The organism is Dyadobacter chenhuakuii (assembly GCF_023821985.2).
Lineage (GTDB): Bacteria > Bacteroidota > Bacteroidia > Cytophagales > Spirosomataceae > Dyadobacter > Dyadobacter chenhuakuii.
Map to the genome: position 1 here is coordinate 2,957,085 of NZ_CP098805.1, position 12,580 is coordinate 2,969,664.

Genomic DNA, 12,580 nt, shown 5'->3' on the forward strand with positions numbered 1-12,580 from the left:
AGGGGGACAATTTATAATTTTCATTTGGTTAGTCCTACTTATTACAATGCAGAAAAAATAGCCCTGAATGTGCATGACGCTGATAATCAATGCCCAGCCGTCCAATGTTGATAAGCAGGTTTTTCAAGATTCTGCAATGCTGACCGTAAAGCATCGTAAAACTGTGACAGACGATCAAAAAGACGTATTTTCGAAAAGTTAAATTATAAACGATCACATACACATGGATAAAATCACATCACAACGCATTGCCGCTGAAACGTTTTTCACCGACGCAGAAACCGAATTCATCCAGGAACATTTGCGGGATGATGTGAGCAAGCTCATGTTACGGGCCAAGCATTTCAAGAACGTTAACGTCCGGAAATTAGGGGCGCAAATTCAATCCAGGCAAAAGGCGTCAAAGAAACTGCCTGACTGGTCCGCTAATCCCAACCTCATATTCCCGCCTGCCCTGTCTGTTGAACAATGTTCTTCCGAGGCTACGGCGCGGTATAAAGCAACGTTAATGTCTGGCGATGAACTGATTGACATTACGGGCGGCATGGGTGTGGATTGCTACTATATGCACCCGAATTTCAAAAATGTGCGGTATTTTGAGCAGCAGCCCGAGGTGGCCGAAACGGCAAAATTCAACTTTAAGCAACTGGGCGTCACCAACATTGAAGTGCAGGTGCTGGACTCAATTGAAACGCTTAAAACGGAGCAAGGCTATGCCGACTGGATCTACGCCGATCCCGCCAGACGCAATGACAGACAGGAAAAAGTGGTGCTGCTTTCCGATTGCACACCCGATATCGTCGAAAATCTGTCCGTTTTATTTGAAAGTTCACCCAATATTCTGCTCAAAACGTCACCACTCCTGGACATCGACCTTGCTGCGAAAACGCTTGTTAATGTCAAAGAAGTGCACGTAATCGGTTACGAAGGGGAATGTAAAGAGCTGCTTTTTGTGCTTAAAAAAGACTGGATATCCGACACATTTGACATAAAAGTGCGCATTATCAACGGCTCCGGTAAGGTGATCAGCCAGCTGGACCTGACCCGTGAATCCGAGCGGTTGACCGGCGTGGATTACTCGCGACCGTTGAAATATCTGTATGAACCGCATGCTGCCATCCTTAAAGCGGGTGCTTTCCGAACCGTATGCAGTGCTTATGCGCTTGCCAAATTGTCCATTAACAGTCAGTTATATACGTCTGAAAAGCTGATAACCGATTTTCCGGGCCGTGCTTTTGAAGTGGTTGCGATTTGCAAGCCGGACATTCGCGAAATTATGCAGCACATGGAGGGCGACAAGGCGCATTTGACAGTCCGCAACTTCCCGGGCAAAAGCGAAGAATTGAGAAAGAAATGGAAGTTGAAAGATGGTGGCAAATATTATCTCTTCGCCACCACATTCTCCAATAAACTGAAAGCAGTTGTAATTACCGTAAAACCAGAGTCTTAAAGGAACTTCTCTTCATATTCCTTCTCCGAAAAGCCAATAGTCACTGCCCTGCCCGATGCGTCTTCGATCAGCGGTCTTTTTATGACCGACGTGTGCGCCATCATCAGCCTGGCAGCGGCTTTTTCGTCAGTTATCAGCGCTTTTTCTTCATCTGAAAGTGCTTTCCAGGTTGTGCTTGCCTTATTGACCACCTTATCCCAGGGAAGCGTTTTAAACCAGGCCTTGATCTTGTTGTTGCTGATGCCCTCTGTTTTGTAGTTATGAAAAGTATATGCAATGTGATGCTTTTCCAGCCAGGTGCGCGTTTTTTTTACCGTATCGCAATTGGGAATTCCGTAAACCGTCAACATAAAAATAATTTAACCAATAAAATCTAACTTTTTGTTATCACCGGCTCCTCCGTGATGAGATCTGAATTGTGCATTTTCAGATCATCCAATTCTCCTTCCCAGCGCGCGATAACGGCCGTTGCAAGGCAGTTTCCTGTTACATTAACCGAGGTCCGGGCCATATCCATCAGCTCATCGATGCCCATAATGAGCAGTACGGGCCATTCCGGCATGCCAAAGTTGGCGATGGCGCCCAGCAGGATTACCAATGTTGCCCTAGGGATCCCTGCAACGCCTTTACTGGTCAACATTAATAGTAAAACCATGGTAAGCTGCTGTCCGATAGACATTTCTGTTCCGGTAGCCTGCGCCACAAAAACGGTTGCCAAGGCCAGATACAAAGTCGAACCATCGAGGTTGAAACTATAACCGGTGGGCATAACGAAAGAAACGATCTGCCGCGGGACGCCAAATTTCTCCATTTTCTCCATCGCCTTTGGCAGCGCGGATTCGGAGCTTGTAGTGGCAAATGCAATGGAAACCGGCTCAAAAATAGCCTTTGCAAACTTCACAACTGGAATTCTTGCGAACCATGCAATGGGGATAAAAACGATGAGGACAAAAACAATCAGTGCGCAGTATAATGTTGCAAGCAGCAATGCCAGGTTCCTCAGCACGTCGATTCCCATATGCCCTACCGTTTCAGCAATGGCCGCACCTACGCCAATCGGCGCAAAAAGCATGATGATCTTGGTAAGCTTAAACATGACCTCAGCCAGCAATTCCACGCCATGGACGAATTTCTCTTTCTTAACGGTTGGCAGCAAAGCAAGGCTTATCCCGAACAAAACGCTGAAAACAACGATTTGAAGCACTTCTCCATGATAAATAGACTTGGCAATGTTCTCCGGGAATGAATGCAGAACAATGTCCTGCCACGTTTGTTCAGCCACTTTCGGCAACGTTGCATTCAATGTCTCGGGAGGAATAATGCCGACGCCGGGTTTAAACCAGTTGGCAAAAAACAGCCCGATGAGCAATGCGAATGTGGTTACTACTTCGAAGTAAAGCAATGATTTCCAGCCCATTCTGCCCACTTGTTTCAAATCAGAATGCCCGGCTATCCCGGTTACAAGCGTTGCAAAAAGCAAAGGTGCAATCACCGTTTTAATCATTTGTAAAAATATCTGCCGCAAGAAATGCAGCTCCGTGCCCATTTTCGGAAAATCATAACCGATTTCCGTTCCTACCAACATGGAGATCAGGATAGATGTGGTCAGATTCTTTTTGAGGATCGCAAAAATGATCAGCCCGGCAAGAGCGGCCCAGCGAAGGCTCATTAAAACAGTGGCGGGTATGGAGATAATATCGTATGCATCCAGCACGGTGGCTATCGCAGCAATGGTAACTAGGACAATGTTGATGATGGTAATTTTGCTCTTCATACGGGAAATTGGAATGAGGAATTCTTTTCGACGGTAAACATATAAAAAATCAATTTAAGGCCAACTATCCGGACAGCCGCATTTGAACCCTAACACAAAATTAATTATATGTATTGGACAATATTATTTAATGATTGTACTAAACAACACTCGCTTTATAAAATAATTATTGGTTTGACGGGTTTTTAAAACCGTCTGGAAAATTTGAAATCCCTTACCACCAGGCCACAGACAAAGTGACATTAGTCCATAGATTATCTTTGTTTTAAAAGCGGCGGAAATCCTTGTTTGGAGTCTGTAAATTTGATATGTTCGGAAATTACATCATTCCATTCAAAACAAGCCCTGACAATGAACAAGATCCTTATCCCGATTGACTTTTCTGAAAACGCGGAACATGCATTGGCTGCGGCAAAAATCATAGCGGACAAAGAAGCTACAAAGTTGCTCGTGCTGCATGCGTATCAGCCTTATATAGCGGATGTTAACATAACACCCGGCAATGTGTTGCCCGGCATCGACGGCAGCGATTTTCTCTCCATGAGCAGCGAGCTGGAAGTAGAATATCAGAAAAGGCTGGAAAGGTATGTGGATGATGTGATTGCGGAAGGTTATCAGGCGGAAGCGATCTGGGCCATTGGCAGCGTTCAATCCACTGTGTCGGAAGCCATTGAAGCGCATAATCCAAATCTGGTCATAATCGGAAGGACCGGAACAGGCGGGTTTCTGGATAAGCTGATCGGCAGCTCGGCCACAAGTATTGGCTTAAATTCCAATTGCCCGGTGCTCGTGATCCCGCCGCAAAGCACACCGAAAAAATTCCAGAAAGTCGTTTACGCCACGCAGTTTGAATATGATGAGACTGACATTCTCCGCGAAGTTTACGTGCTAATGAACCACCTAGGTGCTAATCTCACCTTATTAAAAATCAAATCAGGTTCACAGCCAAACATTCAGGCTGATCATCAGTATATCGATGAAATCAAATCCAACTTCGCCATTGCGGAAGATGCGATCGTGTTTCGCGAGGCCCGGCACGTGCTGGATGGCATAGAGGATTATTGTGACGAAGTGGGTGCGGATCTGTTGATCATGTCGGCGCGGGAGCGGTCATTTATTGAAGAATTTTTGATCAATCCGAGCGTTACCCGTAAGCTGATCATCGATACTCACGTGCCGCTGCTCGTTTTTCACCTTAAATAAAAAACATTGGAAAAGGCAGAGAATACAAGGGCTTTTCAGCCTGAACATCTGATTTCACGCAACAGGAAGCCGAAGCGATACAAGAAAAATCTGCTCACCTCTCCCGGCACACTCACGTACATTGGCCCTGATGTTGAGTTAAAGACCAAGATCAGGAAGATTGTGTATAATGATCAGATTTTCAAGGATGAACAGGTAAAATCTCTGCTGGAATGCAGCCCGGGCACGGCGACGGAAAAGGCCGTCACCTGGCTCGACGTCGACGGCATTCACGAAACCGCATTGATCGCCAAACTTGGCAAACTATATAAGCTGCATCCGCTCCTGCTGGAAGATGTGGTGAATACGGAACACAAGCCCAAACTGGAAATATATGACAGCGGCCACCTGTTCCTGACATTGAAAATGCTGCATATTGATTCGGAATCGCCTATTTGCCTGTCTTCGGAACATGTCAGTTTTGTTTTGGGGGAAAATTACCTGGTGTCTTTTCAGGAAGAGCTAACCAATGATATTTTTTCCCCGGTGCTGGATCGTTTGCAAGCATCCGTTGGGAAAACGCGCAGGAACGGCGCTGATTACCTGATGTTTGCCTTAATGGACATTGTCATTGACAATTACTTCATCGTGCTTGAAAAACTGGGCGACAGCCTGGATACGGTTGAAGATCAGGTGATCCGGGGCACAGAGGAGTTGTCGCTCAAAGAACTCTATTCCCTGAAACGGGAGCTAACCATTGCCAGAAGGGTCATCTGGCCGCTGCGTGACATGATCAACCAGTTGATCCGTGAAGATAATCCGCTCATTAATAAAGATACAATTCCTTATCTGCGAGATCTTTACGACCATGTGATGCAGGTTCTGGACACCATTGACTCCTACCGCGAACTTGTGGCCAGCCTTGCAGATGTGCATTTGTCTACGATCAGCAACCGGATGAATTCGGTGATGAAAACATTGACCATCTTCTCTGCTGTGTTTATGCCCCTGACCTTTATCGTTGGCGTTTACGGCATGAACTTCGAAAATATGCCCGAACTGAGGGCGCACAACGGTTATTATTATGTTTGGGGATTGATGATCGCGGTCACGACAGGGCTGATATTTTATTTCAAATCCAAGAAATGGATGTAAGGTTTGATACCTTTGTGGCCTGAAAACCGCATTGGAATGAACATTACTGCAAACAGCTTTCAAACAATCACTACCGACGCTGCTTACCTGCTTACGGACAGCCGCCAGATCTCATTTCCTGGCCAGAGTATCTTTTTCGCGATTAAGGGCGACCGTCATGATGGTCACCAGTTTTTACCGGCGTTGTATGCAAGCGGTGTGCGCGAATTTGTGGTTGAAGAAGCTGCTTATTCAGAGTCTTTGCGTTGGCAGACAGCGGTTTGGCACGATGCCATCATATGGATTGTGCCTTCCAGCATTCGTGCTTTGCAGTCGCTGGTGGCGGAAAGAAGGCGTCGGTACAACCTTCCCGTGGTAGGCATAGCAGGCAGTAATGGCAAAACAATTGTAAAGGAATGGCTCGTCCAGCTTGCTTCTCCGCAGGCGACCATCGTGGCGAGTCCGAAAAGTTATAACTCCCAGATCGGTGTTCCATTATCCGTTTGGAACATTGGAAAACAACATACATTAGGCATTTTCGAAGCGGGCATTTCACGCGCGCACGAAATGGAATATCTGCAACCGGTTATGCAGCCAACGATTGGCATTTTTACCAATATCGGCCCTGCGCATGACGATGGTTTCAAAAGCCGTAAGCAAAAGATCACCGAAAAGCTCCGGCTTTTTACGAAGGTCAGAAAACTCATTTACCGCAAGGATTATACGGAGCTCGACGAAGAAATCAACCTGATATTAAAACCCGTAAACTCCTTTTTGCAGACGATCAGCTGGGGAAAACCGGCATCCGGTGCCGATATCATTGTTTCGTATCAAAAAGACAAAGTCAAAACGGCCATTTCACTGACTGGCAAATTCGGCAACCAGAAGTTTGAGACCACATTTACCGATGACGCTTCGCTTGAAAATCTCACGCATTGCATCGTGTTTTTGTTGGATTTTGGTTTTTCAAATACGTCAATCCAGGAAGGCATCCGGCTGCTGAAACCGGTTTCCATGCGTTTGGAACTGAAAGAAGGCATCAATCACAATTACATTATTGATGATGCCTATAACAATGATTTGCAGGGACTTTCCATGGCACTGAACTTTCTCGCCCAGCAGGAACAGCGCCAGAAAAAGACGGTCATTTTATCCGATGTATTACAAACGGGACAAACGCCCGCAGAGCTTTACAAAACGGTTGCCAGGCTTCTGAAAGAGAAGGTAATTGATCAATTGATCGGCATAGGGCCCGAAATCGGGAGTCAGGCTTCATTGTTTGACGTTAAGATGACCCACTTTTTTGCCGATACGGCCACATTCCTGCACGAATTTCCTTTCAACTCCTTATCAGACAGCCTTGTACTGATCAAAGGAGCCAGACCATTCTCATTTGAAAAAATCGTTCAGCGGTTGCAGCAAAAAGCGCATGGGACGGTCTTAGAGATCAATCTGGATGCATTATCCCATAATTTGAATTTTTACAGGTCAAAAGTCGGGGCGCAAACCAAGATCATGGCGATGGTGAAGGCATTTGCGTATGGAACCGGCAGTTCCGAAGTGGCTTCTCTCCTGCAATTTCACCGCGTGGATTACCTGGGCGTTGCCTATGCGGACGAAGGTGTTGCATTAAGGCAAAGCGGCATTACATTGCCGATTATGGTGATGAATGCTACTTCCCAGGCATTTGATCTGCTGCTGCAATACAGACTTGAACCTGAAATTTACAGCCAGCGCATTTTTACCGAGTGGATCGCATTTGTAAACAAGAATAAGTTCACCGCCGAGATCCCAGCAATGCATTTGAAGCTTGATACAGGCATGCACCGCCTGGGTTTTGTAAAAGATGACCTGGAATGGCTGATTGAAATGTTGAAGGCAAATCCCCACATGAAGGTCGCCTCTATTTTCTCCCACCTTGTCGGCGCGGACGAAGGTGTTCACAATGCTTTTTCAAAACAGCAGTTCGAGCTTTTCCATGAAGGCGCACAGCAAATTGAAACAGCACTCGGTTATACTGCAATTAAGCACATGCTGAATTCAGCTGGAATTGTTCGTTTTCCGGATTATAAGCTGGATATGGTGCGTTTGGGCATCGGTCTTTATGGCGTGGAAGCAACCGGGCAGGAGCAGCAGGCCTTGCAGTCGGTGGGCACATTGAAAACAGTTGTCTCGCAAATCAAATATTTGTCGGCAGGTGAAACAGTCGGTTACAGCCGGCGCGGGCATCTGGACCACGACGCCGCCATTGCCACGCTGGCCATTGGCTATGCGGATGGCTATGACCGCGGATTAGGAAATGGAGCAGGAAAAGTGTGGGTAAATGGCACGCTATGCCCTACAATTGGCAACATTTGCATGGATATGACCATGATCGATGTCACGGGAGCCACTGTCAACGAGGGCGACGAAGTGATTATTTTTGGAAAAGAAATGCCGATTATCGAACTCTCCAAACAAATAAACACGATCCCTTATGAAATCCTGACAGGAATCGGGGACCGTGTTAAAAGGGTTTTTTATAAAGAATAACTAAACCTGCGTTTCGTCTGGCGTTTCTGTCAACTCCCCTGTTGCGATGGCTTCGGGGACTTCCGGCCGGGATGGGCGAACCGGCTCATCCTCAAACAAATGCGTGGCCATAACCTGGTCGAGCGTTACGGTATAGAATGCCTCGTGCACGTTAAGAGGCTCTGTTCCTTCTTCAATTTCGCATTTGATATAACTACCGTCTTCCTGCATTTCGTAAGCATTCACATTGTCGTGCAAGCTATAATACAGAATGTGGATCGCTTCCTGGCGTACGCGCGGGTCCACGAGCTTGAAGAGGGATTCAATGCGCTTGTCGAAACTGCGCACCATAGCGTCAGCGCTTCCGCCGTAAACCACCGGATCGCCATTCTGATGGAAATAAAATATTCTCGAATGCTCCAAAAAGTCCCCTACCAGCGACCTGACCGTGATATTCTCACTCAACCCCACCCTTTGCGGACGCAAGCAGCACATTCCACGCACAATTAACTTGATCGGAACGCCTGCTTCGGATGCCTTGTAAAGTTCCAGAATGGTTGTCCTGTCTTCCAGCGAGTTGATCTTGATGCAAATACCGCTTTTCAAGCCTGCCTGCGCATTCTTGGCTTCCTGCTGGATCAATTCCACCAGCTTATCGCGCATATAACGCGGCGCGGTGATCAGGTTCTGATATTCCGATGGAATCGAATGTCCGGTGATAACATTGAAAAACTCAGAAATATCTTCCGTATATTTTTCATTGGAGGTCAGTAAACCCGTGTCCGTATACAGCCTCGAAGTGTCCTCATTGTAGTTCCCGCTCGACAAATGCGCGTAACGCAATACGCGGTTTCCCTCATTACGAACGATCAGCAGCAGTTTTGTATGGGTTTTGAGTAAGCCAATGCCGTAGATTACGAAGCAACCCGCTTTTTGCAGCCTTTGCGCCTCCCTGATGTTGTTTTCTTCATCAAAACGCGCCTTAACCTCAAACAGAACGGCTACGTGCTTACCATTTTCGGCCGCATGCAGTAATGCTTCTGTAACTCTGGAATTTTTGGCTAACCTGTAAATGGTCAGTTTGATAGACAAAACCTTCGGATCCTCGGCTGCTTGTTCCAAAAGCTGCAATACCGGCTCAAAGTTGTTGTAAGGGTGGTGTAACAAGATATCCCGCTCACGCATTACTTCAAAAATGTCCGGAATACGTTCCCTGTCCAGCCCAAGCGGAGGCACAGGCGGGTGGATCGCCGGAATCTGGTCTTTGAATTCGGGATGCTTGATAATGCCCCAGAATGATGTGTAATCGATAAAACCATCGATCGGGAAAATGTTATAATCGTCTATTTCCCAACGCTTTTTGAACAAATTCAGCAAATCAGGATTGGTATCATGCTCGATGGAAACCTGCACAACACGTCCCAGACGCCTGCTTTTTATCTTTTGCTTGATTTCATCAATAAAATCCGACTCTACATCGTCACTTTCTTCCAGTGAAAAATCACCGTTGCGGATGATCCTGAACAGATTGGTGGAAACAATGTCCACATTGCGGTAAAGCTTGTGAATGTATTCCCTGACAATGTCCTCAATAGGCAAGAACAACAGCTCATCCTCGCGATCGATCACATAGAAACGAGGCAGATTAAGCGGCAACTGCACAAATGAAAGTTTCCGATCCTCCTCGGAGCTGGTTCCTTTCACCTGCGTGATCACACCCAGAATAAGCACTTTCGCGAGTAAAACCGGGAATGCGTGGGTATAATCAAAAAGCATCGGGGTTAACATCGGATATACCGTCCGCTCGAAATATTCTTCCACAGCGGCTTTTTCGTCGTCATGGACTGCATCCAGCTTGATGATCTTGAAACCGTGTTGCTCAAACAGCGGTAAAAGCTGATTTTTATAACAATCATTCTGCTTCCTGACAAACTCGTGCGCTTCTCGCATGAGCACCTTCCGGAACGGGATTTCCCTCAGACCGGAATAATCAAGCCGCTCTTTTCCAAAATCAAGATAATTATAAAGGCTCCCGACGCGGATCGTGAAAAACTCGTCCAGGTTGGAAGATGTGATAGCCAAAAATTTCAGGCGGTCAAAAAGGTTTCGTTCCTCATTGGTTGCCTGATCAAGCACGCGGTCATTGAATTTCAGCCAGCTCAGATCCCGGCTGATCAGGTCACTCTGCTGAACCAGCGTGTTGGTCTTTTCAGTAGGCGGGCTGATGATCTTATTGTCTTCGGGGGAAGCTGTGCCTTTGGTACTTTTAAAAAAAGCAAACAGATTATTTAATCTGCCCTTTTTTCCGTTGCTATATATAGGATCGGTTGAGCCGGACATATTTGAATTCTTTAAGGGTTGTGTTATAAATGGCTATTAAAAATTCAACGAATCTAAGAATCTAATGTTTCTCCTAACATGAAGTTTCTGTTAAATCTTAGTCCGAAAAACAGAAACGGATGGCTGCGATTGACAGCCATCCGTTTCCAAAACTTATAGGGGTCAAAAGCTACACGTCCACACGTGCATATTTGGCATTTTTCTCAATAAAATCACGCCTAGGAGCCACTTCGTCGCCCATCAGCATAGAAAATAAATGATCTGCTTCTGCTGCTGACTCAATGGAAACCTGTTTAAGGCTTCTTTTATCCGGATTCATGGTTGTTTCCCATAATTGTTCCGCATTCATTTCTCCCAAACCTTTGTAACGCTGTACGTTAACCGATTCCTCACGACCTGCACCGATCTCCCGGATAGCAGTCTCTCTTTGTGCCTCTGTCCAGCAATAACGCTCTTCACGTCCTTTTTTCACGAGGTAAAGCGGCGGCTGCGCAATGTAAATGTAGCCGTGGTCGATCAGGATCTTCATATAGCGGAAGAAGAAGGTCAGGATCAATGTGCGAATGTGGCTACCGTCAATATCCGCATCCGTCATGATGACGATCTTGTGATAACGAAGCTTGTCAATGTTCAAAGCTCTTTCATCTCCGTCTTTTCCGATCTGCACACCCATTGCGGTGAACATATTTTTAATCTCCTCGTTTTCGTAAATCCGGTATTCCTGTGCTTTCTCCACGTTCAGGATCTTACCACGAAGTGGCAAAATCGCCTGGTATGCGCGGTTACGGCCTTGTTTTGCAGTTCCGCCCGCAGAGTCCCCTTCGACCAGGTACAACTCGCAAACATTCGGATCTGTTTCGGAGCAGTCGGACAGCTTACCAGGTAAGCCGGTTCCTGTCAGGATATTTTTCCGCTGCACCATTTCGCGTGCTTTTTTAGCAGCGATACGTGCTTTGGCGGCCAGGATAACCTTATCAATGATAACACGTGCTTCTTTCGGATGTTCGTCCAGATATGTATCAAGCATTTCCGACACCACCTGACTTACTACACCGGTCACCTCAGAGTTTCCAAGCTTCGTTTTAGTCTGGCCCTCAAACTGAGGCTCCTGAACTTTGATCGAGATTACGGCAGTTAAGCCTTCCCGGAAGTCGTCCCCACTGATCTCGATTTTTTCTTTGGCAAGAACCCCTGATTTCTCAGCGTAATTTTTCAATGTTCTTGTCAAGGCCGCCCGGAAACCGGAAACGTGCGTTCCTCCTTCAATGGTGTTAATGTTGTTTACATAAGAAAATACATTCTCGCTGTAAGACGTATTATACATCATCGCCACTTCCACCGGAACAGTTCCTTTCAGCGTTTCCATGTGGATCGGCGCAGGAATCAAGGGCTGACGGGTTGCATCCAGGTAAGTCACAAATTCGTTCAGACCGATCTCGGAATAGAACTCTTCACCTCTGAATTTGCCGTCCTCATCTTCCTCACGTTTGTCTTCCAGGGTGATCCGGATTCTTTTATTCAAATAGGATAATTCCCGGAGACGTGTTGCTACGGTTTCGTATTTGTATTCTGTAACTGTGAAAATGGTTGCATCCGGCAGGAAGTGAATAAATGTCCCTGTTTTTTCGGATTCACCGATCACTCTAACCGGGTAAAGCGGCTTGCCTTCGCTGTATTCCTGCTCGAATATTTTTCCTTCGCGATGGATCTCTGCTCTCAAATGAATTGAAAGTGCATTTACGCAGGAAACCCCTACACCATGCAAACCACCGGAAACCTTATACGTATCTTTATCAAACTTACCACCGGCGTGAAGAACCGTCAAAACGACTTCCAGCGCGGATCTTTTCTCTTTTGTATGCATTCCGGTTGGAATTCCCCGGCCATTGTCCTGAACAGTAATGGAGTTATTTTTCTCAATTGTAACATTGATGGTGTCGCAATAGCCAGCCATCGCTTCATCAATGGAGTTGTCGACAACCTCCCAAATCAAATGGTGAACCCCCTTAAAACCAGTGTCACCAATATACATGGCCGGACGCTTACGAACGGCCTCTAAACCTTCAAGAACCTGGATGTTTTCGGCTGAATAACTATTTACTTCAATCACTGCTTCGTTTGACATATAGTTTGTTTTACACTTGGATAAAAAGAACCATTTTCAGGCTTTTTAAGCCCGTAAAGATACG

At 46.3% G+C, this 12,580-nt stretch carries 8 protein-coding genes; 4 read left to right on the forward strand and 4 right to left on the reverse strand.

Annotated elements, in window-relative coordinates; genetic code table 11:
* Positions 1 to 223 precede the first annotated feature (223 nt).
* Positions 224 to 1,450: a THUMP-like domain-containing protein gene (locus tag NFI80_RS12295; RefSeq protein ID WP_235162897.1), complete on the forward strand. Its 1,227-nt coding sequence runs from the start codon at positions 224 to 226 to the stop codon at positions 1,448 to 1,450.
* Here the strand turns inward: NFI80_RS12295 and NFI80_RS12300 are convergent.
* Both NFI80_RS12300 and NFI80_RS12305 read right to left on the reverse strand, forming a co-directional pair.
* Positions 1,447 to 1,800 carry an ArsC family reductase gene (locus NFI80_RS12300; protein ID WP_235162896.1) on the reverse strand — a complete coding sequence of 118 codons (354 nt, stop codon included), beginning with the start codon at positions 1,798 to 1,800 and terminating at the stop codon, positions 1,447 to 1,449. The genes NFI80_RS12295 and NFI80_RS12300 overlap by 4 nt on opposite strands.
* A gap of 23 nt (positions 1,801 to 1,823) precedes the next feature.
* Positions 1,824 to 3,224: a dicarboxylate/amino acid:cation symporter gene (locus NFI80_RS12305; RefSeq protein WP_026630844.1), complete on the reverse strand. Its 1,401-nt coding sequence runs from the start codon at positions 3,222 to 3,224 to the stop codon at positions 1,824 to 1,826.
* Between the two features lie 351 nt (positions 3,225 to 3,575).
* Here NFI80_RS12305 and NFI80_RS12310 point away from each other — a divergent pair, with 351 nt between their 5' ends.
* Genes NFI80_RS12310 through NFI80_RS12320 form a run of 3 tightly spaced genes read left to right on the forward strand, consistent with a single transcriptional unit; the run spans position 3,576 to position 8,072 of the window.
* Positions 3,576 to 4,427, forward strand: a complete 852-nt coding sequence (locus NFI80_RS12310; protein WP_235162895.1) for a universal stress protein — start codon at positions 3,576 to 3,578, stop codon at positions 4,425 to 4,427.
* 51 nt (positions 4,428 to 4,478) lie between these two features.
* Positions 4,479 to 5,561 carry a magnesium/cobalt transporter CorA gene (corA, locus tag NFI80_RS12315; RefSeq protein ID WP_374759197.1) on the forward strand — a complete coding sequence of 361 codons (1,083 nt, stop codon included), beginning with the start codon at positions 4,479 to 4,481 and terminating at the stop codon, positions 5,559 to 5,561.
* Between the two features lie 36 nt (positions 5,562 to 5,597).
* A complete protein-coding gene (locus tag NFI80_RS12320) occupies positions 5,598 to 8,072 on the forward strand; it encodes a bifunctional UDP-N-acetylmuramoyl-tripeptide:D-alanyl-D-alanine ligase/alanine racemase (RefSeq protein ID WP_235162894.1) in 2,475 nt (824 codons plus the stop codon).
* Here NFI80_RS12320 and ppk1 read toward each other — a convergent pair whose 3' ends face one another.
* Entirely contained in the window at positions 8,073 to 10,391 is a 2,319-nt protein-coding gene (gene ppk1, locus NFI80_RS12325; protein ID WP_235162893.1) for a polyphosphate kinase 1, read from the reverse strand.
* Between the two features lie 169 nt (positions 10,392 to 10,560).
* On the reverse strand, positions 10,561 to 12,516 hold the full coding sequence (gene gyrB / locus NFI80_RS12330; RefSeq protein ID WP_233795692.1) for a DNA topoisomerase (ATP-hydrolyzing) subunit B: 1,956 nt from the start codon (positions 12,514 to 12,516) through the stop codon (positions 10,561 to 10,563).
* Positions 12,517 to 12,580 lie beyond the last annotated feature (64 nt).